The organism is Neobacillus driksii (assembly GCF_013409995.1).
GTDB lineage: Bacteria > Bacillota > Bacilli > Bacillales > Cytobacillaceae > Neobacillus > Neobacillus driksii.
The window spans coordinates 60,424-86,485 of the sequence record NZ_JACCBX010000019.1 but is presented as its reverse complement, the minus strand read 5'-3'; the positions used below and the strand labels follow the sequence as shown (position 1 = coordinate 86,485).

General features: G+C 39.1%; 26 protein-coding genes and 1 pseudogene. 24 read left to right on the top strand and 3 right to left on the bottom strand.

Annotation, left to right across the window (positions count from 1 at the left end):
- Positions 1-2: 2 nt before the first annotated feature.
- The 18 genes and pseudogenes from F4694_RS29145 to mug all read left to right on the top strand — a co-directional run bounded on the left by F4694_RS29145 (position 3) and on the right by mug (position 17,839).
- Entirely contained in the window at positions 3-755 is a 753-nt protein-coding gene (locus F4694_RS29145) for an SDR family NAD(P)-dependent oxidoreductase (RefSeq protein ID WP_179603409.1), read from the top strand.
- A gap of 29 nt (positions 756-784) precedes the next feature.
- Positions 785-2,398: a long-chain-fatty-acid--CoA ligase gene (locus F4694_RS29140; RefSeq protein ID WP_179603408.1), complete on the top strand. Its 1,614-nt coding sequence runs from the start codon at positions 785-787 to the stop codon at positions 2,396-2,398.
- 97 nt (positions 2,399-2,495) lie between these two features.
- Positions 2,496-3,059: a TetR/AcrR family transcriptional regulator gene (locus F4694_RS29135; RefSeq protein ID WP_179603407.1), complete on the top strand. Its 564-nt coding sequence runs from the start codon at positions 2,496-2,498 to the stop codon at positions 3,057-3,059.
- Between the two features lie 124 nt (positions 3,060-3,183).
- Positions 3,184-4,245 (top strand): phosphotransferase family protein, encoded by a 1,062-nt coding sequence (locus F4694_RS29130; RefSeq protein WP_257029471.1) that lies wholly within the window; start codon positions 3,184-3,186, stop codon positions 4,243-4,245.
- A gap of 35 nt (positions 4,246-4,280) precedes the next feature.
- The gene (locus F4694_RS29125) at positions 4,281-5,060 is read left to right on the top strand and encodes an enoyl-CoA hydratase/isomerase family protein (RefSeq protein ID WP_179603405.1); all 780 of its coding nucleotides are present in this window, start codon (positions 4,281-4,283) and stop codon (positions 5,058-5,060) included.
- Between the two features lie 15 nt (positions 5,061-5,075).
- On the top strand, positions 5,076-6,050 hold the full coding sequence (locus F4694_RS29120) for a quinone oxidoreductase family protein (RefSeq protein WP_179603404.1): 975 nt from the start codon (positions 5,076-5,078) through the stop codon (positions 6,048-6,050).
- Between the two features lie 179 nt (positions 6,051-6,229).
- Positions 6,230-6,931 (top strand): response regulator transcription factor, encoded by a 702-nt coding sequence (locus F4694_RS29115; protein ID WP_179603403.1) that lies wholly within the window; start codon positions 6,230-6,232, stop codon positions 6,929-6,931.
- A complete protein-coding gene (locus F4694_RS29110; protein ID WP_179603402.1) occupies positions 6,903-8,327 on the top strand; it encodes a sensor histidine kinase in 1,425 nt (474 codons plus the stop codon). Before F4694_RS29115 ends, F4694_RS29110 begins: the two co-directional genes overlap by 29 nt.
- 201 nt (positions 8,328-8,528) lie before the next feature.
- Entirely contained in the window at positions 8,529-9,971 is a 1,443-nt protein-coding gene (locus F4694_RS29105; RefSeq protein WP_257029470.1) for a S1C family serine protease, read from the top strand.
- 23 nt (positions 9,972-9,994) lie between these two features.
- Complete coding sequence (locus F4694_RS29100) at positions 9,995-10,888, top strand: peptidylprolyl isomerase (RefSeq protein ID WP_218895884.1); 894 nt, start codon at positions 9,995-9,997, stop codon at positions 10,886-10,888.
- Positions 10,889-10,908: 20 nt separating this feature from the next.
- Entirely contained in the window at positions 10,909-11,325 is a 417-nt protein-coding gene (locus tag F4694_RS29095) for a hypothetical protein (RefSeq protein ID WP_218895883.1), read from the top strand.
- A gap of 118 nt (positions 11,326-11,443) precedes the next feature.
- Positions 11,444-11,578 carry an RAxF-45 family protein gene (locus tag F4694_RS32810; protein ID WP_306458552.1) on the top strand — a complete coding sequence of 45 codons (135 nt, stop codon included), beginning with the start codon at positions 11,444-11,446 and terminating at the stop codon, positions 11,576-11,578.
- A 143-nt stretch (positions 11,579-11,721) separates the two neighbouring features.
- Positions 11,722-13,596 (top strand): ribosomal protection-like ABC-F family protein, encoded by a 1,875-nt coding sequence (abc-f, locus tag F4694_RS29090; RefSeq protein ID WP_179603401.1) that lies wholly within the window; start codon positions 11,722-11,724, stop codon positions 13,594-13,596.
- 98 nt (positions 13,597-13,694) lie between these two features.
- A complete protein-coding gene (gene mgrA / locus F4694_RS29085) occupies positions 13,695-14,687 on the top strand; it encodes an L-glyceraldehyde 3-phosphate reductase (RefSeq protein WP_179603400.1) in 993 nt (330 codons plus the stop codon).
- Positions 14,688-14,769: 82 nt separating this feature from the next.
- Positions 14,770-15,196: pseudogene (locus F4694_RS29080) on the top strand (cell wall hydrolase).
- A gap of 100 nt (positions 15,197-15,296) precedes the next feature.
- Complete coding sequence (locus tag F4694_RS29075) at positions 15,297-16,613, top strand: Na+/H+ antiporter NhaC family protein (protein ID WP_179603399.1); 1,317 nt, start codon at positions 15,297-15,299, stop codon at positions 16,611-16,613.
- Positions 16,614-16,705: 92 nt separating this feature from the next.
- Complete coding sequence (locus tag F4694_RS29070; protein ID WP_179603398.1) at positions 16,706-17,281, top strand: YitT family protein; 576 nt, start codon at positions 16,706-16,708, stop codon at positions 17,279-17,281.
- A gap of 54 nt (positions 17,282-17,335) precedes the next feature.
- Positions 17,336-17,839 (top strand): G/U mismatch-specific DNA glycosylase, encoded by a 504-nt coding sequence (mug, locus tag F4694_RS29065; RefSeq protein WP_179603397.1) that lies wholly within the window; start codon positions 17,336-17,338, stop codon positions 17,837-17,839.
- A gap of 450 nt (positions 17,840-18,289) precedes the next feature.
- On the opposite strand, the gene shc is transcribed toward mug, so the two are convergent.
- Positions 18,290-20,155 (bottom strand): squalene--hopene cyclase, encoded by a 1,866-nt coding sequence (shc, locus tag F4694_RS29060; protein ID WP_179603396.1) that lies wholly within the window; start codon positions 20,153-20,155, stop codon positions 18,290-18,292.
- 153 nt (positions 20,156-20,308) lie between these two features.
- Between shc and F4694_RS29055 the strand changes: the two genes are divergently transcribed.
- The 4 genes from F4694_RS29055 to F4694_RS29040 all read left to right on the top strand — a co-directional run bounded on the left by F4694_RS29055 (position 20,309) and on the right by F4694_RS29040 (position 23,307).
- Positions 20,309-21,373: a DUF2515 domain-containing protein gene (locus F4694_RS29055; protein WP_179603395.1), complete on the top strand. Its 1,065-nt coding sequence runs from the start codon at positions 20,309-20,311 to the stop codon at positions 21,371-21,373.
- Entirely contained in the window at positions 21,300-21,749 is a 450-nt protein-coding gene (locus F4694_RS29050) for a CBO0543 family protein (RefSeq protein WP_257029469.1), read from the top strand. The genes F4694_RS29055 and F4694_RS29050 overlap by 74 nt, the downstream gene beginning before the upstream one ends.
- A gap of 222 nt (positions 21,750-21,971) precedes the next feature.
- Entirely contained in the window at positions 21,972-22,409 is a 438-nt protein-coding gene (locus F4694_RS29045) for a peptidylprolyl isomerase (RefSeq protein ID WP_034673452.1), read from the top strand.
- 112 nt (positions 22,410-22,521) lie between these two features.
- Complete coding sequence (locus F4694_RS29040) at positions 22,522-23,307, top strand: divergent polysaccharide deacetylase family protein (protein WP_179603394.1); 786 nt, start codon at positions 22,522-22,524, stop codon at positions 23,305-23,307.
- Between the two features lie 35 nt (positions 23,308-23,342).
- Here the strand turns inward: F4694_RS29040 and F4694_RS29035 are convergent, their stop codons facing one another.
- Positions 23,343-23,825, bottom strand: coding sequence for a hypothetical protein (locus F4694_RS29035; protein WP_179603393.1), 483 nt, complete (start codon positions 23,823-23,825; stop codon positions 23,343-23,345).
- A 175-nt stretch (positions 23,826-24,000) separates the two neighbouring features.
- Between F4694_RS29035 and F4694_RS29030 the strand changes: the two genes are divergently transcribed.
- Together F4694_RS29030 and F4694_RS29025 are read left to right on the top strand one after the other, a co-directional pair.
- Positions 24,001-24,756 (top strand): exodeoxyribonuclease III, encoded by a 756-nt coding sequence (locus tag F4694_RS29030; RefSeq protein WP_179603392.1) that lies wholly within the window; start codon positions 24,001-24,003, stop codon positions 24,754-24,756.
- 94 nt (positions 24,757-24,850) lie between these two features.
- Positions 24,851-25,624: a class I SAM-dependent methyltransferase gene (locus F4694_RS29025; protein WP_179603391.1), complete on the top strand. Its 774-nt coding sequence runs from the start codon at positions 24,851-24,853 to the stop codon at positions 25,622-25,624.
- Between the two features lie 48 nt (positions 25,625-25,672).
- On the opposite strand, the gene F4694_RS29020 is transcribed toward F4694_RS29025, so the two are convergent.
- Positions 25,673-25,819, bottom strand: a complete 147-nt coding sequence (locus F4694_RS29020; RefSeq protein ID WP_179603390.1) for a hypothetical protein — start codon at positions 25,817-25,819, stop codon at positions 25,673-25,675.
- Between the last annotated feature and the right edge of the window lie 243 nt (positions 25,820-26,062).

Genomic DNA, 26,062 nt, shown 5'->3' with positions numbered 1-26,062 from the left:
ACATGAGATTGAAAGGAAAGACAGCCATTGTTACTGGCGGGGGCTCCGGAATTGGACGTTCGACTGCGATTCGCTTTGCATGTGAAGGGGCAAAGGTAAGTGTTGCTGACGTGGATTCTCATGGTGGTGAAGAAACCGTAAGTCTAATAAAAGAGTCTGGAGCTAATGCCATTTTTGTAAAAACCGATGTGAAGGACTCTAATCATGTAAGAAACCTCATCAACACTACAACAACTACTTTTGGCGGCCTCGATATTTTAGTCAACAATGCTGGAATTGGCCATTCAGAGGTTAGAAGTGTCGATCTTGCAGAAGAAGAATGGGATCACGTAATTGACATTAACTTAAAGGGAGTTTTTCTTGGAATAAAGTATGCTGCACCGGAATTAATAAAATCAGGCGGCGGAGCGATTATTAATACTTCTAGTTTACTAGGCTTAAAGGGTAAAAAATATCAAGCTGCTTATAATGCCTCGAAAGCAGGTGTAGTGCTGCTAACACAAAATGCTGCCCTTGAATATGGCAAGTACAATATCCGTGTTAATGCCATTGCTCCTGGGGTTATTGACACAAAGATTATCGATGGCTGGAAGCAGGATGAGAGAAGATGGCCATTTATTTCAAAGGCTAATGCACTAGGCAGAATTGGGACATCCGATGAAGTAGCAAATGCTATTTTCTTCTTAGCTTCAGATGAAGCGTCGTTTATCACAGGTACTACTCTATCCGTTGATGGCGGCGGGCTTACTTTTTAATAAACTATATATTTTTTGGAGGGAAACCAATGGCTGAAAGGAACACATGGATGGCTCAATATCCAGATTCGGTATCATCAATAATCTCAAACCCTGAAAAAAACCTAGTAGAAATACTTCAAGAGACTACAGCAAAATATCCCACTAATCATGCACTATCCTTCTATGGCAGAAAAATTACCTATCAGCAATTACTAGGACTTTCACAAGGCTTTACCTCAGCACTCCAGCAAAATCAAGTTCAAAAGGGTGACAGAGTGGCACTTATGCTTCCGAACTGCCCGCAGTATGTTATTTCTTATTATGGTGTATTAGGGGCAGGGGCAATTGTGACACAAGTAAACCCGATGAGTGTAGAACGAGAGCTTGAATATATCTTAAATGATTCAGGAGCCGAAACGATTGTTGTCATGGATGCTTTTTATCCAAGAGTAAAAAGCGTTCAACCACGAACGAACTTGAAAAATATAATAGTTGTCAGCCTGCAGCCCTCTGGAAAGGATTTCACACCAGATCGCAGTTTTGAAACCTTCCTCGCAGATGGAAATGGAAAGGTAACACCTGTTACGATTGAACTGGAGCATGACATTGCAGTTCTCCAATATACAGGCGGCACCACGGGGAGATCTAAGGGAGCGATGTTAACACATCAAAACATCGTGGCGAACGTCCTTCAATCCTATGAATTCTTCAAAAATGAATTTGAATTAGGAAAAGAACGCTGTTTAACGGTTATTCCACTTTTCCATGTATTTGGTATGACAGCCTGTATGAACTTAACAATTTTTACAGGCGGAGAATCGATCATGCTTCCACGGTTTGAATTGGAGGAAGTATTAAACACGATTAAAAATGAGCAGCCAACGACATTTCCAGGGGTTCCAACCATGTATGTGGCGATTACGAACCATCCACATGCTGAGGAGTACGGAATCAATAGTATTAAAACCTGCAATAGCGGCAGTGCACCTATGCCAGTAGAACTTTTACGTGAGTTCGAAAGAAAAACAGGGGCAAAGATTTTAGAAGGATACGGACTTTCTGAAGCATCTCCAACGACACATTGCAACCCTCCATTTGCAGACCGTAAACCTGGAAGTGTAGGTATTGGTATGCCATCAACAGAATACAAGATTGTGGATGTGGCAACAGGCTTGGAGGAAGTTCCTGTTGGAGAATTGGGTGAAGTCATTATAAAGGGTCCTCAAATTATGAAAGGCTATTGGAATATGCCAGAAGAAACAGCCAATACGTTAAGAGATGGCTGGCTATACACAGGTGATATCGGAAAAGTAGACGAGGAAGGCTATTTATATATCGTGGACCGTAAGAAGGATTTAATTATTGCGAGCGGCTTCAATATATATCCTCGTGATATTGAAGAAGTGCTTTATGAGCACCCTTCTGTACAAGAAGCCGTAGTCATCGGAGTACCTGACCCATACCGTGGGGAAGACGTAAAGGCTTTTGTCGTTTTAAAAGCAGGTCAAACAGCAACAGAGGAGGAATTGATTCAATATTGTAAACAAAATATGGCTGCTTACAAAGTTCCCCGCAGCGTTGAATTTCGTGAGCAATTACCAAAAACACAAGTAGGAAAAATCCTCCGCCGTGCCTTGAGAGAAGAAACTGTTAGTAAATAAACGTACTGCCGATTTGCTGCCGGTTTTCTGTGTTTGTTGCGAAATAGAATATGGTATAATTTCACTAGACATTTTACAGATTGCGAGGACATGAGCAGTGAAAGACAAAATAACAGAACATAGTATCAATTTATTCGAGAAAAAGGGTTTCAAGGAAACATCCATTCAGGATATCGTGGACTCAATTGGTGTGACCAAAGGGACGTTTTACTATTATTTTTCCAGTAAAGAAGAACTCCTAATGGACATCCATCTCGGATACATTAATTACTTACTAGAGAAACAAAGAAATATTTTGGATGACAATAAAAGCTGCAAAGAGAAGCTATTCGATATTGTCTACATGCTCATAAGTAACATTAAAATTCAAGGATCGGCTGCGAAGATTTTTTTTAGAGAAATGAAAAACTTGAATGAAGAAAGACTAGCTTTAATTGTGCCAAAACGGGACGAATTTCGGTTAAACGTCGAAAAGCTGCTTAAAGATGGAATCGAAAACGGAGAGTTTCGCGCTGACTTGAATGCACATATCATTACATTTGGTATTCTTGGCGCTGCCAATTGGAGCTATCAATGGTTTAATCCAGAAGGGGATTCGACCGACCGCGAAGTGGCTGAAATTTTTGTTGAAATGATATTAGAGGGAATTCAAGCGAATTAGTAATTTTTTGGGAGGGTTTCTTCATGCTTTAAACCCTCTTTTCTCTGTCGCATACTAACCAGTAAGTATAATTTAAAGATACAGAATTTTTTAAAAACCAGGGAGGGATAGGATGCCTCATCAAATGAATAAAGATACAATTCCAGTCCGTAAAGGGGAAGAATTAAATTTACCTGTTTTAGAACAATTTTTAAGAAGTCATATCGGTAATCTGCCCAATAGCCCCCTTGAACTTCTGCAGTTTTCCGCTGGTCATTCAAACTTAACCTATCAAATTAAAGTAGGTGAATGGGAAGCTGTTTTACGGCGCCCGCCGTTAGGACCAGTTGCACCTAAAGCGCATGATATGGAACGAGAGTTTAAAATTATTTCTGAGCTTCATCCAGTCTTTTCCGTTACACCGAAGCCAATTTTGTTTTCCGATCAACTGGACATTGTGGATAGCCCATTCTTTATTATGGAACGCAAAAACGGCATAGTTATTGATACATCCTTCCCTGACGAAATCACAGTGACGAAGGAATTATGCCAACAACTTTCAGAAATAATGGTCAATAAATTAGTGGAACTTCACGGAATTAATTACAAAGAGACAAGACTCGGAGCGATCAGTAAGCCAGATGGATTCATGGAAAGACAAATTCATGGATGGATTGGACGATATGAACGTGCAAAAACCGATGAAGTGGATGCTGTGGATACTCTCAAGAAATATTTGACTGATCAAATTCCAGTTGAACCAAGTGCTGCAATCATTCACTATGACTATAAGTTTAATAACGCCATGTTTAATGAGAATTTATCTGAAATGGTTGGGCTTTTTGATTGGGAAATGACAACAGTGGGGGATCCGCTTGCAGATCTTGGTGTCGTGATGGGCTATTGGCATGAAGTGAATGACCCGGAGGAGTTAAAAATGGGGCTGGGAAAAGCGCCAGTCACGGTAAACGAGGGCTTTTTTACAAGAAAGCAATTTATCGAGCTTTATGCAAAAAAAAGCGGTCGTGATGTTACCAATATGAACTACTATCTAACATTTGCCTACTTTAAGCTAGCGGTTATATGTCAACAAATATATTACCGTTATAAGAAAGGTCAAACGAATGATCTTCGATTTGCAAACTTCAACGATAAAGCAAAAATGCTAATTGAGCATGCTGTAAAAGTTGCTTCTGGAGAGTTGTAAAAGAGAATTTAATAACTAGTGAGAGGAAGATTTTATTGGAGAACAAAGATTTATTAGTGGAAAAATTGGGTCCTATTTTGTCATTAACTTTAAACCGGCCAGAGAGTCTAAATGCATTTAGTCCGGACATGATTCTTGGATTAAAAGATGCCCTTCGTGAAGCAAAAAACGACCCAGATGTACAAGTAATTGTCTTGTCAGGAGTTGGACGTGCCTTTAGCGCTGGCGGTGATGTGAAAACCATGGGACAGGGTGATGGTAATCAAGTCTATGAACATATTGGAAAATTAAATGAATTAATTTTACAAATGAAAGATTTAGAAAAACCAATAATCGCAGCCGTTCATGGCTTTGCTGCGGGAGCAGGATTTAATTTAGCTCTAGCCTGCGATATCATCATTGCTGCTGAGGATAGTAAGTTTGCGCTTAGCTTCTCAAAGGTTGGTTTGGTATCGGACGGAGGAGGTTCTTATTTCCTTCCCAAGCTGATTGGCCCGCATTTAGCTAAGCAATTTTTCTTTAGTGCTGAGCCGATTCCTGCAAAACGTCTCTACCAATTAGGCGTCATTAATTCATTGTTCTCATTAGAGAGGCTCCAAGACGAAACGACAAAACTAGCATTAAGTTTGGCTCAGGGTCCAGGGAAAGCATTTGGAAAACAAAAGAAATTAATCGACCATTCCTTCGACAGGTCACTTGAAGAAATATTGGAGGAAGAACGTCTTACCCAAGTCTTAATGGTACAAACGGAAGATCACAAAGAAGGCGTTGCCGCGTTTAAGGAAAAAAGAACGCCATTATATAAAGGCAGGTAGAAAGGAAGTCTTAATATGAAAGCTATTCAATTACAAGAATATGGCGGGCCTGAAGTATTAAAGATGGTAGAGATTGAGAGACCAGTACCTAAAGGTCGTGAAGTCCTAGTTGAAATTAAGGCTATCGGCGTCAATTATGCGGATACAGCAAGAAGAGAAGGTCAGTATGTGGTCAAAACACCGCTTCCCTTTATTCCAGGTGCTGAAATCGCAGGGGTGGTGGCAGCTGTTGGAGAAAAAGTAACAACGGTTAAGCCTGGGACGAGAGTTGTTACCCTGATTGAATCAGGAGGTTATTCAGAATTTGCTTTAGCCGATGAACGCTCATTAATTCCACTACCCGATCAATTAGATTTTCAAAATGCGGCGGCACTTCCACTACAAGGGTTAAGTGCCTATCATGTATTGAAAACGATGGGTAGGTTAGAGAAGGGGGAAACCGTTCTAGTTCATGCGGCAGCAGGTGGTGTAGGAACGCTAGCGGTACAATTGGCAAAGCTTTTTGGTGCTGGAAAAATTATTGCAACCGCAAGTTCTGCTGAAAAACTAGAACTAGCACGACAAATGGGTGCCGATATACTCGTAAATTATACGGAGTCCACCTGGGTCGAACAGGTTTTAGAAGCAACCGGTGGAAAAGGAGTAGATGTGGCACTTGAGATGGTGGGCGGCGATGTTTTTAATAAAACATTAAAATGTCTTGCCACTTTTGGCCGACTGGTTGTGTTTGGTGCTGCCAGCGGAGAACAGAGCAAAATGTATCCTTCTTCTTTGATGGCTCGGAACCAGTCCGTTATTGGTTTTTTTCTGCCACAAATTATGAGAAAGCCTGAACTGCTTCAGCCTAGTTTAGTAGAATTGCTAACCTACCTCGGTGAAGGAAAGCTTAAGTTGACAATTGGCGGTGTTTTCCCGTTGGAGGATGCAGCCGTTGTACATCAGTTATTACAATCGCGGAAAACGACTGGTAAGTTAATATTAGAGCCTTAAATAATATTCATATATGTAGTTTAGAGGCCTGGTATAGTTCAGGCCTCTTTTTCATGGGTATATTAACAAACCATGAACAAAGTATTAAATAGCCGGGAAGTTTTTGCGATATAGTTGATATGAGAGAAAAATCGTTTAAACTGAAGAAAAGAAGAGTTTTTTGCTGGGAGTGACGGATTTTGAAAATACTCGTGATTGAAGATAACACTAGTGTGTGCTCGATGATTGAAATGTTCTTTGCAAAGGAAGGGATTCAAGGAACCTTTGTTAATGACGGCCTGGAAGGGTATAACACCTTTAAAGCAGGAACTTGGGATGCATTGATTGTGGATTGGATGCTGCCAGGTATGGATGGGGTAAGTATTTGCCGAAAAATTAGAGAAGAACATTATACGGTGCCGATTATAATGCTGACTGCGAAGGATACAGAGTCAGACCAAGTACTTGGCCTTGAAATGGGTGCCGATGATTATGTCACCAAGCCGTTTAGCCCGCTTACTCTCATGGCAAGAATTAAGGCGGTAACACGCAGATATCAAACTCAAGTAACTGTCCAAATGGATGATTTTCTTCAGACAGAACATTTTAAAATTAGTAAAAATACTAGAGAAGTTCTTGTCGATGGAGTGCCCATAACAAACCTTACACCGAAAGAGTTTGATCTATTATATTATATGGTGGAACACCCGCGGCAAGTTTTTTCACGAGAACAGCTGCTTGAAAGGGTTTGGGGATATCAATTTTACGGTGATGAACGGACAGTAGATGTTCACATCAAGCGCCTGCGGAAAAAAGTAGAAACCACCACGCAGCCATTCTTCCACACTGTATGGGGAGTAGGTTATAAGTTTGATGAGTCGATTCAAACAGATAAGAATTAAATATTTTTCTCAACAATTTATCAGCCACATTAGTATCATTATTGTCGCCTTTCTTGTCTTAAGTCTTTTGTTTGCTCATTATGTAGGTAATTTGGTGTATGAGAATAAAGCAGAAGAGTTAATCTCTTACGGTGAAGACATCCTTTCCGATATTGAGCGGAATCCTATCGCTATGGATCAAATTATTAACCAATATAGTAATGTTTTACGCTCAAGAAAAATTAGTTTTAGTATGTTTGATCAAGAGGCTCATCTTTATGCTGTCGGCAGAGGCGGTCCTGCTATTGAGTTAAAACCGTCAGAGTGGGAAAAGATTACAAATGGCCAAACGATTATCGTCCAAAGTGATTATAAGCGATTCGATCAAGACGGTGTTACTTTTGTTGTATTACCCTATATAGATAGCCGCGATCGGTTTGTTGGCGGAATCTTGTTAACCTCACCTATCAGTGGTTCAAGTGCAATGATTCGTCAAGTGAATCAATTTTTAATTTATACGATCCTAATTGCACTAGGGGTATCGTTTTTACTCAGCTGGCTGCTGTCTAAAATCCATGTGAACCGGATAAAGAAACTTCGAGAAGCGACATCACTTGTTTCTGCTGGAGATTACCATGTTCATGTACCTTCCTCGAATTTTGATGAGATTGGTGAATTAGCGAATGACTTTAACCATATGGTAAAAAAATTGAACCATTCGATGGAGGAGATTTCAGCACTTGAGAATCGCAGACGTCAATTCATGGCCGATGTTTCTCATGAAATGCGGACACCGTTAACCACCATTAGCGGAGTGATTGAGGGTTTAAAAAATGACATGATTCCGGAAGAGGATAAGGAACGAGGAATCAACTTAGTCAGCCAGGAAGCAAAGCGGCTTATTCGTCTGGTTAATGAAAACCTCGATTATGAAAAAATCCGTTCAAACCAAATTCAGCTGTTTAGGGAAGATATTCAGCTATTAGAACTTTTAGAAATTATTCAAGAACAATTATCCGTGCAGGCAGACGAGAAAAACGTTGAAATCATAGTTGAAGCAGACGAAGAGATCATTGTGAATGCTGACTATGATCGACTCGTCCAAATTTTAATTAATATTACGAAGAACAGTATCCAATTTACTTCAGATGGTACGATTTGGCTGCGAGGACGAAAAGAACAGAATGCTACAATTATTGAAGTCGAGGATACTGGAATTGGCATCGACCCGAGTGAAGTCGAAAAAATTTGGCGGCGTTTTTACAAAGCTGAAATCTCGAGAACAAGTAATCCTTACGGTGCATTTGGTCTAGGACTATCAATCGTGAAACAGCTGGTTCTTCTTCATAACGGAGAAATCGAAGTAGAAAGTGAAAAAGGAAAAGGTACGAAATTTACCATTACCTTCAAACAGTAGGCAGCAGGGATATCCCTGCTGTTTTTTTAGTTCGCCTTCGGACTGGTCAAGCCCTACAGCGTTAATAAAAAAATACTACTTTTTTCTTACTAATTTCCAAATCCCGTTATAGTTTGTTAACAGTTTTTTCATATTTGTGGGCTAAAGTATAGATACAATAATAAATTACACAAATTCCAAGTGTAAAGGAGTAGAAAGACTATGAACTACAAAGATGAATTTGAAAGGGAAACCGACAAAACAATCGACCCTACACCGGACGAAACCGCAAACGTTCAGGAAAACAATTCAGAAGGTCAAACATTCGTCCAACATAATCGAGAAGGAGAAAATGAATCAGTGTTTTTTGCGAACGAGCGAGAAAATAAAGGGTTTGAGGAACCTGTAGTGGAAAAATCAGAAGAACCTATGCTAGAACAATCTCTATCAGAACAATCTACTAATCGTGTTGAATATAAAAACAGTGCAAAAAAGAAAAAAAGAAAGATTAAAGGTTTTGCCTCAATGGTGGCAGCTGGTGTCGTCGGATCTGTATTAACCTTAACCGTCCTCCCATACACCGACTATTTGGAGAACTTCTCTTCAAATGTGGAGGGTCAATCGATTGGTACAGTTCAGCAAAATACCAACACAAAGGCTAATACAGTAACAGCTCAGCCAACATCAGCAAAATCATCTTCATCGATTGCCGATACGGTTGAACAACTTTCAAAAACTATTGTTGGAATCGTTAATTACCAACAACAGCAAAGCCGAGGCCTTTATGGCAATAATTCTTCACAAACTGTTGAGAGCGGAACAGGTTCAGGGGTTATTTTTCAAAAAAATAACGACATTGCCTATATTGTCACGAACAACCACGTTGTTGAAGGGGCAACTAAGCTAGAGGTATCACTATACAACGGTGAAAAGGTTAGTGCAGAAATTGTTGGAACAGATGCTTTAACCGATTTAGCAGTTATTAAAATTGATAGTAAATACGTTGAAGCGACCGCACAGTTTGGTGATTCCTCCACACTAAGACCAGGCGATCAGGTATATGCAATTGGAAATCCACTAGGACTTGATTTTGCTAGAACTGTAACTTCAGGAATCATTAGTGCTGTCAATAGGAGTATCGCAGTAAATACCTCAGCCGGAAATTGGGAAACAAACGTCATCCAAACAGACGCAGCGATCAATCCCGGAAATAGCGGGGGTGCGTTAATTAACCCTGAGGGATTAGTAATCGGAATCAACAGTTTAAAAATTGCCGATAGCGGTGTAGAAGGGTTAGGGTTTGCGATTCCGAGTAACGACTTTATTCCAATCGTTAATCAATTAATTGAAAGTGGAAAAGTAGTGAGACCTTATCTCGGTGTTGGACTCGCTGATTTATCAGAAGTTCCACAAATGTATTGGGAGAATCTTCCTGAAAGTGTGAAGGAGGGAGTTATGATTACTGCAGTTGAACCAAACTCTGCAGCAGCTAATGGTGGTTTGGAAGCACAGGATGTCATTGTTTCAATGAATGGTACAAAAATCGCAAACTCCTCAGAGTTAAGAAAGTATTTGTATTCTGATGTGAAAAATGGCGATGATATTAAATTTGAAGTTTATCGTGACGGAAAGCTTACAACTGTAAATGTTAAGCTAACGAAATAATCTAAGGGAGATCTTAATATATAATGACTTTTATCAAGGAAAACAAAAACATCGTTTTAATCATAGCAGTACTTATTCTTGCAATCGGGGTTTTCCTAAGCTTTGCTTTACCAAAGGATAAAGCTGTTGCAAAAGTAGATGGTAAAGCCATAAATAAAGATGAGTTGTATGATGTGATGGTCGAACAATATGGAGCGGCAACAGTTGAACAATTAATCGCTGATAAAATTGTGGCCTCGGAAGCGAAAAAAGAAAAGGTTACGATTACAGATAAAGAACTGAATGAAGAAGTGGATAAATTAAAGGAATCTTATGGTGGTGAGGAAGTATTCAACCAGATGTTGGAATCGAATAATACAACTGTTGACGCGCTTAAAGATGACCTTAAAAACTATTTAACTATTCGTAAGCTTCTTGAACCGCAAATTAAGATTACGGATGAAGAGTTACAAACCTATTTTGACGAAAATAAGGATTCATTTGGAGAAGCAGAACAAGTGAAAGCGAGCCATATTTTAGTAGCAGATGAAGCGACCGCGAATGAGATTAAGCAAAAGCTAGCCGATGGAGCTGATTTTGCAGAATTAGCAAAGGAATATTCTACGGATGAAGGTACAAAGGAAAATGGCGGGGAGCTTGGCTTTTTCGCAAAAGGTACCATGGTTACGGAATTTGATGATGTAGCCTTTACATTACCAGTTAATGAAATTAGTGACCCGGTAAAGACCGATTATGGGTATCATATTATTAAGGTTGAAGAGAAAAAAGAAGCGAAGGAAGCAAATTTTGATGATAGTAAGAAGGAAATTAAAGAAACACTGATTCAACAAAAGATGGAAACAGAATATTCCACATGGCTTGAAGAAAAGAAAAAGGATTATGATATTGAAAATTCCCTTGAAAGTGTAGTTAGTTAACTGTTCATGAAGAGGTGAAGATGGTGAATCAGGTCGGAAGGTATGCAACGAGTCGAGAAGTAGATGAGCTCGAACTGATGAAAATGGTCATGGAACTTCCTGAAAAAGATAAAATGCTGATGTGGTCTCAGGGATATATCGATCTTGTAGTTGAAAAATTGCCTGAGTATGCTCGCGATATTTTAGAGAATCGAAAGAAAAAATGGGAGAATACCATGGCATTTTATCAGGATCAGATTCAAGAAATTTTGAATGATGAGGAATTTAAAAAACAGGCAATGGGCGAACGGAAGGAGTTTGCCCTTTTTGTCATCGAGCATTATCGTGAACTTCAGTCCTTATTGTTTGCAGCATATGATGGCAAAATAACAGAAGAAGATATCCGAAAATTTGTCTATCGCCGGCGGTTCGGTGGCAGAAAAAAGTATCTGCATTAGGGTGTCTCGGAGGTTAAAATTTAAAACCTTTTGATTAGTCTGAAAAGATAGGCTTGCAATGAATGATAAAAATAATTTACAATAGGATTAACTTGAATTGAAACGGAGGTGTAAAGAGATGGTTCGTTCTATTTTTGTACGTGTGCAGTGGCTAGCGGCGCTATATTTGTGCCGTGCAATTTTTCATGAAGTAGTTTTTAAAGGGGGTAGTCTGCCCTTTTTTCAAAATTACAAAATGAATATAGAACGATAACACATCTCTTTACCCATAAGTAAAATAGGTAATAAGAGGGTGCCTTTTTAGCACTCTTTTTTCATGCCGATTTTTCGAACTGCGGGTATCTATGATGCCCGCAGTTTTTGCGTGAAGAGAGTGTTCAAAAAAGGAGAATGAACATGATCGTATGTAGTGTTAATCATATAGCAAAATCATTTGGCGGAAATATTATTTTTGAAGATTTATCATTCGAGGTCCACGAAGGAAATCGTGTTGGTTTAGTTGGAAGAAACGGCTGCGGGAAAACAACGTTATTAAAGCTGCTTGCCATTCAAGAAACAGTAGACGGCGGCGTTATTCATTGGAAAAAGGGGCTGAAAATTGGCTACCTTGCCCAAATTCCTGATTATAAGGACTTGACCGTTAAGGAAGTATTAAAGACTGCATTTGACCAATTAGTCGAGACAGAAACAAAACTACAACAAATAGAAGTGGAAATGGGGCAAGAGTTGACTCCTACCCATTTACAAAGGCTCATGGATCATTATGGAAAGCTCCAAGATGATTTCATCTTAAACGGCGGCTATGAAATGGACGCACAAATGGACCGAGTTTCCCATGGTTTAAATATTATTGAGCTTTTAGATAAACCTTTTTCACTTTTAAGCGGCGGGGAAATGACAAAGGTTGGTTTGGCGTTAAGCTTACTAAAGAAGCCGGAACTTTTATTACTGGATGAACCGACAAACCATTTAGACCTAATGGCAATTGAGTGGCTCGGTACATTCCTTAAGGAGTATACAGGTACGATTATTTTGATTTCTCATGACCGTTACTTTTTAGATGAAGTGGTAACAAAAGTACTTGATATGGAAGATGGGGAAATTGAACTGTATCATACGAACTTCAGCGGCTTTGTAAAAGAAAAAGAAGAACGATTGTTACGGGAGTTTCAGGAATATCAGGAGCAGCAGCGGAAGATTAAAAAAATGAAGGAAGCGATTAAACGCCTCCGTGATTGGGCCAATCGTGCCAATCCACCTAGTGCCGCCCTTCATAAACGAGCTACCAATATGCAGAGGGCACTCGACCGCATCGAGAAACTTGATCGGCCAAAGCTTGATGTGAAAAAAATGGCGATTGATTTTGAAGCCAATGACCGCAGCGGGAAGGATGTTATTAAACTAGAGGATGTTTCAAAAAGCTTTGGCAATCGTACACTTTTTGAAAAAGTAAATATGCTTGTTCAGTACAAGGACCGGACCGCGATCGTTGGTGAAAACGGAACAGGTAAATCAACGCTGTTAAAAATGATTCTTAGTGAGTGCAAGAGTGACCAAGGATTTGTTAAGGTTGGCAGCAATGTGAAAATCGGCTATTTGTCGCAGCATGTTTTCCATACCATTGGCGATGAACGTGTCATCGATGTATTCCGTTCAGAAGTGAGTGTTAATGAAGGGGAGGCACGCCATATTTTAGCTCGGTTTTTGTTCTACGGATCAGCCGTTTTCCGAAAGGTTAATCAATTAAGCGGAGGAGAAAGAATGCGCTTGCGCCTGGCACAGCTTATGTATCAGGACATCAATCTTTTGATCCTCGATGAACCGACGAACCACCTTGATATTGATTCGTGTGAAGTTTTAGAAGAAGCCCTTGAACAATTTAATGGAACGATTTTAGCTGTGTCGCATGACCGTTATTTTCTCAATAAATTATTTAATAAAGTTTATTGGCTTCAGGATGGGACCGTTTACTTCTTTGATGGAAATTATGACTGGGCAAAGAGTAAATTGAGTGCTGTAAAAGTGGATCAACCCATAAGGGCTGAAAAAGCTTTACTAAAAAAAGTTGAAAAGCCCCAAACGGCAGCGGCTTCTGTGACTTTAGCGGATATTGAACAAGAGATTGAGGAGCTAGAAGTTCAAATTCACTTATTGAAGCAGAGGATGGAAACAGGATTAGATCTTGAAATGCTCCAGAAACAATTTACAGAATTAGAGCGGTTAGAAACAGAAAGAGAACAATTATACAAACAACTCGATGATGTAGTTTAATGGATTATCCACCCTCAAGAGAAAAGCCTCTCTTGGGGATTTTTTATTGCGACGGTAAAGTTTATAATAGTAAGTGATATAAAAAAGGAGGGGTTTAAATGGTGTATCAAGCGGTTGATTCTCGATACAGTACGATGAAATACAATAGAAGCGGGTTGTCTGGCTTACAATTGCCAGCAATATCACTAGGTTTATGGCATAATTTTGGCGGAGTGGATACATATGAGAATGGCCGTGCAATGCTAAGAAGAGCATTTGATTTAGGAATTACTCACTTTGACCTTGCAAACAATTACGGCCCGCCCCCTGGATCCGCAGAAGAGATGTTTGGCCGAATGTTAAAAACTGACTTTGCACCATACCGGGATGAAATGATTATTTCCTCTAAAGCTGGTTATACCATGTGGCCAGGACCATATGGGGATTGGGGTTCAAGAAAATATCTGATTTCAAGTTTAGATCAAAGCTTAAAACGAATGGGATTAGATTATGTTGATATATTTTATTCTCACCGTCCTGATCCCAATACACCCCTTGAAGAAACAATGGGGGCATTAGACTCTGTCGTCCGCCAAGGTAAAGCATTATACGTGGGTATTTCGAACTATAGTGCGGAGCAAACAGAGGAAGCGGTGAAAATCTTGAATCGTTTGGGAACGCCATTAGTGATTCATCAGCCAAGCTATTCTATGCTAAACCGCTGGATCGAAGACGGACTGCAGGATGTTTTACAAGAAAATGGAGTTGGCTCCATTGCATTCTGCCCATTAGCTCAAGGTTTGTTAACAAATAAATATATAAACGGCATTCCAACCGATTCTAGAGCTGCTAAACCGGTAAGTTTCCTAAGTAAAGACCAAGTAACCGAGGAAGTGGTGAATCGGGTGAAAAAGCTGAACGAGGTTGCAGTCGAACGCGGCCAAAATTTAGCACAAATGGCTCTGGCCTGGGTTCTCAGGGGAGGAAAGGTAACTTCCGCTCTAATTGGGGCAAGCCGTGTAAGTCAAATAGAAGAGAACGTTGCAGCATTAAATAATCTTACGTTCTCAGAGGAAGAACTAAATAGAATTGATGATATATTAAAAAGTTAAAACAGCTATTTTGTTAGGCCTATAGTCAACCATTACTCCCGACAGAATACCATATAGGTATACGTACATGGGAGGTGAGTTGATGGCAGTAGTCAAAGCTAGTACTTCGGATATTGATCTCTTAGCAAGACTCATAAGGGCAGAAGCCGAAGGGGAAGGCAAGCAAGGTATGCTAATGGTGGGGAATGTTGGTATTAATCGTATTCGTGCAAACTGCTCAGATTTTAAGAGGATTAGAACAGTTCCGCAAATGATATACCAGCCACATGCTTTTGAAGCTACAACTAAAGGTTATTTTTATCAACGAGCTAGGACGGCTGAAAGCGCTTAGCGCAAAGAGCCGTTAATGGTGAAAGAATTTGTCCTTCAAAATTTGCCCTTTGGTATTTTAGACCGCAGGGTGATTGTCCGCAAACATGGTATAATCAACCGTTTGTTGCGCGATCTAAGCGGCACTGTTTTTATCAGCTTCTGGGGAAGAATGCGAAAATATTTATAATACCTTTTAAAATAAATGGAGCCGGAAATTACAGGGCTCCATTTATTTTGCTTTCGGAAATATACAGCAATCATTATAATTAGATTTATTAAAGCTAAGGTTGGTTTTGTATGAATAGGTTCTCGATAAAACAATTAATTTACCTCCTAACCATTACGTTAGCGGGTGTAATCTTTTCAGTCATTTTTCATTTTCCACTCGTCATTGGGTTTCTACCCGGTTATCTCGTTATTGTTCATTTAGCAAATCGAAATAACCAATCTTTTAAACAAATTGTCCAAATTAGTATTCGAGGTGTTTACAAGACTAGGATTGTTATTCTTATACTTTTCCTAGTAAGTTTTCTGCTTCCATCTTGGTATCTTTCTGGAACCATTGACCAAATGGTTAAAATCGCACTTTATCTCATAAATCCGCACTATTTCTATGTGTTAACGTTTGTTGCAGCGATGGTTTTTTCGATGCTTCTCGGAACAACAGTGGGAACACTTAGTGCGATTGGTATTCCCATTTTGGGGACTGCAGTAGTTCTAAACCTATCCACAGCAGTTGTAGCTGGTGCATTGGTTTCTGGGGCGTTTGTCGGGGACCGAACATCTCCATTTTCAAGTGCGAATCAGCTTTTAGCACATACATTAGAACTTCCTGTTAAAAAGCAATGGAATGCAATGTTCCTCACCACAATAATTGCAGTGGTATTGTCCATGTTATTCTATGGGGTATTTGACTTTTTTTCTACTGAGAAAATGATTCATACCATTTCATTTGAGTGGGGAGAGTTAACGTTTTTGAAGTTTATTCCCCCTATTATATTGCTAGTATTAGTCCTTTTTAGGCTCAGCATTATATATGCCTTCATATCGAGTGTCTTAAGTGCTGCTATTATTTCTTTAGTAGATGGCGGTACCGTTTCTGAAGTAGGTTCAGCTTTTTGGAAAGGGATTGAAGGTCTCGGCGGTGGTTTCCTTCATATGTACGAATTACTTCTGTTTCTTGCCTTAGCCGGTGCTTATAATGGTCTATTGGAGGAATTGAATGTTATTCAGCCTTATTTGGATAAATGGCTGCAACGATCAACATCTTTAACAGGTGATACATTAAAAACCTTCTCAGCTACTCTTTTAATAAGTGTTATTGCGGCAAATCAAACACTTCCTATTATCCTAACGGGGAGGTCCTTCTTACCACATTGGAAAAATCATTATGGGGAAGAGGAATTAGCAAGGGTGATGGGGGATACGACGATGTTATTCCCAGGAATGGTACCATGGAGTGTGCTTGCGATTATGTGCAGTACCATCGTTGGCGTTCCTATCTTGGAGTATTTACCTTATGCGTTATTTTTGTGGGTCTTACCTCTTATAACGCTGATGGTTTCCCTGTTCAAACATGTCAAAAAGTCTAATAAAGCAGCAGCGGCTGAATGAAACGGAGTCTATACTCCGTTTTTTGTTGTGATGAACTTCCTTGTACAAACATATATGTGGTTATAAAGATCTTTGGACAAGGGATGGGAGCCATGCTGAAAAAATTAGCTGTGATTGGGTTTGGCAGTACGATGATTGGTATCGGGGTAAATGGATTTATTTTACCCTTCCACCTTATCAATGGCGGTATGTTTGGGATTAGTATTGTGATTAATTACTTGTGGCATTTTAGCATTGGTCTAACCTTTGTGATTTTAAATATTCCTGTTTACCTATATGCCTATAAATCTGATTTTGATTATTTTTTATACGGCCTGATTGGAGCTTTTTTTTCCGGTTTCATGATTGAATTCTTGGTTCCTTTACGGGATGTATTTCATGTACCGATTGTGAGCTCTGTCATTATCGGAGGAGTAATCCTCGGTATTGGGGTAGGAACCATGCTCAGGAATCACATTAGTCCAGGTGGAATGGATCTGCTTGCACTACTTCTCGCAAAGTGGACAAAGATTAATGTAGGTATCATTGCTTATGCTATTGATACGGTGATTATTATGACCAGCTTACTCATCTTACAGGAGCCTAGATTACTATATTCGATGTTAATCGTATCAATTGTTGGTTTATTTGCAACCGTCATTACTTCTTGGAATCATTATGAAAAATGAACAAGTTTTAGTAAAATAGGGTCATGAATGTTTTATGAATTGAGGAGCAATATGTTGAAACTAGTAAATGACCATATAAGAGAGAATTTAAAGATACTATTTGTCGGATTCAATCCGAGTATTCGTTCAAGCGAAACCGGACATCATTTTGCCAATCCGAACAACCGGTTTTGGCGAATTTTACATGATGCAGGTTTGACACCACGAAGATATAACGCCTCTGAAGATTCTAAGTTGTTGGATTTAGGGATGGGGATCACCAATATTGTCGCAAGACCCACAAAAGCAGCCGATGAGATTACGAAGGCAGAATACAAAGAAGGAAAAGATATTCTTCGGAAAAAGATAGAGACGTACAAGCCGAAGGTTGTTTGTTTCGTTGGGAAGGGAGTTTATCAAGAATATAGCGGTTTGAAGAAAGTTCCGTGGGGAAAGCAGGAGAAAGCAGTCGTTCCCGGAACGATTGACTTTGTCGCACCCTCCTCCAGCGGCCTCGTTCGAATGAAAGTGGAAGATGTTGTTGAGATTTATTTCGGACTTAAAGAAATAATCGAGTAATTTTAACCTTACTTGTAATGCGGTTCACCGTTATGCACCATAATGAGGTTCTATTAGATTTACGAGAAAAAACACACTCTCTTTTAGTTAAGATGTCTTGTCCTTGATCGAGTAACCTGCAAAAGTAAAATAAGCGGAACTTTTCCGGTTAAATGCAGAATGGAGCTCGTTTCGGGGTAAATAACCGGAGTTTTTCCGCTTATTCAAAGAAAACTCTCCCATTTTCGAATTTTTCGAGTCAATAGGCGGAATCTCTCCGTCTATTTATGCCTTTTTTAATACTAATTACTAATTAAGCGGAATTTTTCCGCCTATTTAACAGCACATGTGCTTAACCCGATCACCCAACCGATTAGAAAAAGACGTATGCCAAATCATACGTCAACTCTTGTGTCCTCTAATAAGAATGCACTCGAAAACGGTACCCTTTAATATCGTAGTCCCGTCGTGTTATTTTTCAAACTTCTCTCGATAATGTGCTAATGCTAGTAAGGGAAAGATATAGCGATAGCTATGATAGTGTATATAAAATGCACCGGCCATTCCCTGCCCTTTAGGGTAGGCTGTGGTCCAATCCTCTTTTTGCAGATTCTCCAATAAATATGAGACCCCTTTACGAATCGCAGGTGTTTGTTTATCTGAAATACTGATTAACGTATCCAAGGCCCAGGCTGTATGAGTTAGAGTGCTGACTCCTAGCGGAACGTAAGTTTGTTTATTATCACTGTAACAGGATTCGCCCCAGCCTCCATCTTTGTTTTGAATGTGCTGGAGCCACTGTATCGCTTTTTGTATCGATTCATCACTTGCAGGAATTCCGACTGCAGCTAAACCCGTTACTGCGCCCCAGGTGCCATAAATATAACAAATTCCCCATCTTCCATACCAAGAACCATCCCGTTCTTGATGATCCAACAGCCATTTTACCCCTTTTTTAATACTTAGATGGTCTTCTGATAGATTTGTATAGTTCCCGAAGAATTCAAGCGTACGCCCAGTGATATCTGCACATGATGGGTCAGTTAGGATAAACTGAGCCTTTTCAATGGGAAGAAACTCAAAAAGCTTGGTATCCGTATTTTTTTCGAAAGCTGCCCAGCCGCCGTCGTCATTCTGCATGGATAGCAGCCAGTTAATTCCCCGGCTCCAGGCGGCATGATGATTGGTGCCCATTCTCGAAATCGATCGTAAAGAGGCGGTTGTATCATCCACATCGGGGTTAATGCTATTAATATCTGAGAAACCCCAGCCTCCTGGTAAACTAGTAGGATTATGGATTACCCAATCACCAAATTTAGTATGCTGCCTTTTAAGTAAATATTGATTAGTTATCTCAACCATGGGATCTTCAGGTGAAATCCCAGCTTCTTGTAGGGTATAGCCAATTAACGAGGTATTCCACACATTTGCTGTCGTGTATTGCATGTGCAGTTGGCCTTTAATCGTACATTTCATTGATTTAATCCCATCAATCGCTTTCGTGATAGCAGGGTCGGTTTTCTTATATCCTAGTGAGATAAGGGCAAAGATCATTAAAAAAGTAGAGCTGTAGTAGCTGTAAAACGTACCATCTTCTTCTATATGGTCAAGCATATATTTCTTCGCGCGCTGTATGGCCAGTGTATGAAGCTGTTGGGGCAGCCCGATTAGATTCTTTACACCCTTTTTAATAAAAGAGAAGAGCGAACGTATTTCCTCCGAACGAATCCATGATCCAGAGTCATCTCTGCCTGCCCTTAAATCCGAGAGATCAGGACTCCTACTTGTCTTTATCGATAATTTCTTATCCGCAAGAATCATCATAGGGGTTAAATTTGCCCGGCCGTAGACGGAAAAAGAATAGAAATTGATTGGAAAAGAGAGTGGTAATAAAATAATTTCAATTGGCAGAGGGGAGAAGGAGGGCCACTTTAATTGCCCGGTTAAGGCCAACATCACTTTTGTAAACATATTAACCTCTACGATTCCGCCTTTGGACAAAATGAATTTTTTGGCCGTTTGAAGGCGTTTATCCTTTTTGTCATAGTATCCCGAGTATAAAAGGGCGTAATAGGATTCCACTGTAGCTGTAAGGTTTCCTTCCGGCTCATCGTAAAAAAGTTTCCAAGAGCCGTTTCTTTCTTGTCTGCTCAGAATCCTCTCAGTAAGACCCTTTATTAATTCTTCATCATTTATTTCTAATGTCCGTAATAAAATGATCATATAGGCATCTGTCGATAATCCAGTTTCGAATGGGTAATTCCAGGAGCCATCGGGAGACTGATCCCTTCTAAGTGTCTCAACCAGCCATTCAATGCCTTTACTTGTATCGGTCATCGTAATGTTCAGTCCTCTCCCAATTGAATATTCTCATCTATACATATTCAGGAAATAGAAAGAGAATTCTCAAGGGAGGTTATCATTATTTTTTTTATCAGAAGCAGGGAAAAAACGCCAATTGAAACCATTAAGGATGAATTAAAGGCAAAAATGAAACAACCAGCCGACATGGACAATAATAAATTAACCAGCGAGGAGAAAGGTATTTTAGAAAGGATTAGAAAGAATACAAGGGAACTGAACCTGAATAATGTTACAAGGACTATGGCCTATTTTGATTTTTACCAAAAACATCCTGAAATCCATTGGGCGTTTTTAGGACATATGGTCTCTAGAAATGGCGGATGGAACATGACGGATTTAAAAGGGGAGCTCCTTACACGTCTGCTTACAAAACAAGAAAGCAATACTTATTTCACTTTCTTGGAGCGCGGGAATTGGCTGATTTTTCAAGACGCCTATCCACAATTTTTATTATACCGTGAAAGCTTAAAAAGAAATAAACCGCTCTTTTACCTTTTACCTGCTTTGGACATATCCTCCTTCATGGAGAGTGTTTGGAATTATTTTTGGAGAAGGCGGGACTCGTACATTCTAACAATGGCTCTGGTTATTAATGAACAAAATTATTTAGAAAAAAGGGTGATTCAGAATCCTATTTATCAAAAGGATGTTTTAACCACATTAGAGTTTAAACTACAGGATTACCTTTCGTTTAATCATATTTTGTTTCCCTATCGAAAAAAGAGTTTAGCCGGGCAAACACTTCATCAGTTTCAATCATTACATGAGCGTATTTTATTAGGAAAGAGATTGTATGCTGTACTTTTTCAAAAAAAGGAATTATTAATTCAATTTGTAGAATGGGCAAAAGCACACCGCCATACTGGGTCTAGAAAAGATTATTGGCCGCATATCTTTAATAATGTTAACGAAGGAATTCCAGGAATTCCTTATCAGCTCCGATTAAATGCCTGCAAACTAAAATGGGGAGCTAAAAAAATTTATAGTCCAGATTTAATGTCTGCGTGGAAAGACGTTCAGCACCAAGAAGCGGAAAAGGGAGATTGGTTTCGTGATTGGCATGTAGCCGGCTATCTCTCGGAGCTTAACGAAACACATATAAACGGGGAGATTGAATATGAATACTGTAAAACGCTCGAAAGGCTTGAACTTGCCGCCTTGGCAAAAAAAGTCATTACCGTTTTTAATTAGAGAATATGCCCCTGTCTTAGTTTTGGCTATATTGCTTGGTACTAGCTTGGATCTCTACTTCGTCGGGAAAAATTTGTACATGTTCCCGATTAGACCGTTTCCTGAATTGTTTTCGTTTAATATTGCTTTTACCTTTGTAGGACTGCCAATTCTTGTCCTGGTATATGTGATAAAGATGAAGCAGGTAAACAAATTGGGGAAAGTGGGAATAGTTTTATTTCTCAGCTTATTAATGCCTATCTTTGAAAGGTTTTCTGAACTATTTGGGCTTTTTGGGCATTCAAGTGAATGGAAGCATATGTATAGCTTCTATGGTTACCTCGTTTTTTTCTCGTTTATATTTTTATTTTATCAATTAACAAATAAAGAACAGTAAAAAAGCCAAGACCAAAGTCTTGGCTTTTGCAATGCCGCTACCAACGACACTACGTACCCCTTCCGTCCGTACAGTGGTTAAGTGTCCCGCAACAAGCGAATGTTCGGAAGGGGTACTGTTATAATACCACAAATTTTATAAATTTAAACCATGAAACTTTCTTTTCTGTGTTGGAAAGTGTATGATGAAAATGAATTTTTTTACATAAAGGAGATGTTAATTGTGGCAAAAAAAGGACACATACAAATGCAAAACGGTGAAAAAATTGAGTTTGAATTATATCCAAACGAAGCACCTGGTACAGTTGCAAACTTTGAAAAGCTAGCAACTAGCGGCTTTTACAATGGGTTAACTTTCCACCGTGTAATTCCTGGATTCGTAAGCCAAGGAGGATGCCCTGAAGGCCGTGGAACAGGTGGTCCTGGATATACAATCAAATGTGAAACACAAGGCAATCCACACACACATGTTCCAGGTGCTCTATCAATGGCGCACGCTGGTAAAGACACAGGTGGCAGCCAATTCTTCATCGTCCATGAGTCTCAGCCTCACCTAAATGGTGTACATACTGTTTTTGGTAAAGTGACTTCTGGTCTTGAAGCTGCGAAAGCGATGAGAAATGGCGACATTATGGAAAAAGTGGAAGTATACGACGAATAGGATAATCCAAAGAGCCGAGCAATGGGGCTCTTTTTTCTTATAATCAAAACCAATAGCATGAATCAATTTTCTCAGGGCAAATTAACGTAAAACATCACACTGGGAGGTTTTTATGAAAAGATTTGCTCTATTATTAATCCCCTTTTTGCTGTTTTCCCTGCAAGAGCCAGTTTTAGCTGAGAAGACTGAAGATAAACAGCTGAAGGCTGCGATCATTATTGATGATTTCGGTGGAGGCACGGGCGGAGTTAGAGATTTTCTTGAAGGAAACATTCCAATTACGGCAGCGGTTATGCCTTTTACTGAGCACTCTAAGAAGCATGCAAAATGGGCGCACAAAAATGGATTTGAAGTAATCGTCCATTTACCGATGCAGCCGAAAAGGGGAAAGCGCTCTTGGTTGGGTCCGAAACCGATTACGGTTGATTTATCACCTAAAGAAGTGAAAAAAAGAGTAGAGGAAGCATTAAAGTCTGTACCACATGCAGTGGGGATGAATAATCATATGGGGTCTTTAGCAGTAGAAGATGAGGAAGTCGTCAGAGCGATTGTTGAAGTGGCAAAAGAGAGAAAGCTGTATATCATTGATAGCGGGACAAGCCCTAAATCGAAATTTCCAGAACTCGCAAAGGAAATGAACGTGCCGCTATTAAAAAGGGATGTTTTCCTTGATGATATCTCATCATCAAGCCACGTGAGAAAACAGATGATGAGATTGGCGAAAATAACGGAATTCACTGGCAGGGGAATTGCTATCGGGCATGTTGGAGTGACAGGAAAAGTATGTTCTGTCGGGATTTTTCAATCAATGGAAGAATACAAGCAACGTAACATCGAAATCGTACCAGCATCTAAGCTGTTTTCAACACAATTAACAGAACAATATTTGATCCCATGAAAAAAGGCAACTTTTACAGTTGTCCTTTTGTGTCTTTATCTGATTTTCTTTTTCTCAAAGATCATTTGGAAAAGATATAGCAGCATAGCCTTGAATAAAAAGATCAGTAAAAAGTTAAATTTACTTAATCTGATTAGAGAGGCATACCCAAGTTTTTTTAGGATTGGGACATGTATATAAACAAAAAATGCATCAATACAGAAATTGGTAAGAAAGTATCGTTTGAAATTCCCATAGGTAAACTTCATAATCCATAGGGTTCCAATGAAGAATGGCCCAATGATTAGTGGAAGTTCCCCAATAACCTTTGGAAAAAGTCTTTTATGAAACAACCACCATAACCTTTTGTGCGCAAACAAACTTTCAATGAAAACAAAAATGCAAATAAACACTGCACCTAGGGTAAATCGCTTAAATGTTTTCTTACCTAATAAAGGAGCAGACAGCCAAGGAATAACAATCATTATTATAAAAACAAACTTTTCGTATCTTGTTAGGAATTTAATTAAATCTTTCATGCGGACATCCTTTTTTAAAAATTATGTTTCCCGTTTTTTGGAAATTTATGCTGGGTATTCATTATAAAAAATATATCAGCAAAACGAACTGCTTTCCTTCATTATCTAAAGCTGATACAATGTCTCCTATCAATCTATGAATGATTAGTAAATGACGGGGGAAGGGATATAAACCATGAAATTAGTCTCTTGGAATGTCAACGGGCTTAGAGCCTGTGTGAATAAAGGTTTTTTAGATTATTTTAATGAAGTCAATGCTGATATCTTTTGTGTTCAGGAAACAAAATTGCAGGAAGGTCAAATTTCCCTGGAACTTGAAGGATATCACCAATACTGGAATTATGCAGTCAAAAAAGGCTACTCAGGTACAGCCGTTTTCACCAAAAAGGAGCCTATTTCTGTCACTTATGGTGTAGGAAATGAGGATACACAAGAGGAAGGAAGAATCCTGACATTGGAATTTGAAGGTTTTTACTTGGTGAATGTGTATACTCCGAACTCTCAAAGAGATCTAGCGAGACTTAGCTACCGATTAGAATGGGAGGATCAGATTATCTCCTATTTAAAAGAATTAGACCTACTTAAGCCTGTTGTATTATGTGGGGATTTAAATGTGGCTCATCAGGAAATTGACTTGAGAAATCCAAAATCCAATTTAGGTAATTCCGGCTTTACTCTGGAGGAACGAGGAAAAATGACTTCACTGCTGGAGTCAGGGTTCATTGATAGCTACCGCTACTTTTATCCGGAAAAAGAAGGAGCCTATACATGGTGGTCATACATGGCTAAGGTTCGTGAGCGGAATATTGGCTGGCGGATTGATTATTTTATTGTTTCAGAAAAACTTCGTGATAGGTTAATCAATGGAGATATTCATTGTGATGTAATGGGAAGTGATCATTGTCCCGTTGTACTCGAATTTGAAATGTAAATCACTATAAGTTTTTCTTATTGGAAATCATAAAAACCTCATAATTTTATTAATTAGCACGATAGATTAAATTAGAATTAAGAGGTGATACAGTATGGATATTAAAAAAGACGTTCAACAGCAATTTGGAAAAAATGCTGCTTCGTACGTTTCAAGTCCTATTCATAAGGATGGAAAAGACCTATTGAAGATGATAGAGATGGCAGTAATCAATGGTCAGGAAGAACTGCTCGATATAGCCACAGGCGGTGGTCATACTGCCAATGCGTTTGCACCTTTGGTTAAAAAAGTGACAGCGGTTGACCTTACCGAAGAATTGTTGGCAGCGGCTGAGAGTTTTATTACAGAAAACGGCCATCAAAATGTGGAATTTGTTCAAGGTGACGCAGAGCAGCTCCCTATTACCAATGAATCGTTTGATATTGTTACCTGCAGGATTGCGCCACATCATTTTCCTAATGTGGATTTATTCATAAAGGAAGTATATCGAGTATTGAAGCCGGGCGGGCAATTTTTATTGGATGATAATGTTGTACCTGAATGGAAAGAATATGATCAATTTTACAATACGATAGAGAAAATACGTGATTATAGTCATTTCCGTGCGTGGAAAAAATCCGAATGGATTCAAAAACTTGAGGATAGTGGTTTAGAAGTTTTTGAATGGCATCGTTTTGAGAAGACGTTTCAATTTGAATCGTGGTGTGCAAACATGAAGCTTCCGGAATTAGAAAAAATTCATTTGACTAAATTTATTCTTGAATCTTCCGATAAGATTAAAGATAAATTTAGAATACTCATACAGGATGAAAAAATTATTTCATTTAATGGGGAAGCGATTATTTTGAAGGCGTTAAAACGTATATAAAAAACCCAGTGTATTAAAGAGAACAGTCTCTTTGATACACTGGGTTTTTTAAAATTCAAAAGGACTGTGCAGGTCATTTAGAGCAGTTCCGAATACATCAAATTCAGGTGACTTCTCACTATTAGGTACGGTTTCTTCTTGATCCACCTGATTTGCGGGCATTTTTTCGACGTCTTTCTTCTGATTGTAACTCAAGATTGCATCATCTCCTTTTTTGGGGAATGAATTATATTGTATTGTTACCCATGAGAAATGTTCTAAACCATTTTTTATTATTTTATTATAACCTCAGCATACTGTAGGTATGGTGATAATATATATTGTGGAATAATATCAGTACTTTTTGCGTTTTTAAAAAAACTTTAAAATTTAGTGTTGATTTTTGTCGCAATCCGTTGTAAGATTATCAATGTCGCTGCTACGACGTAGCGAAGTTAG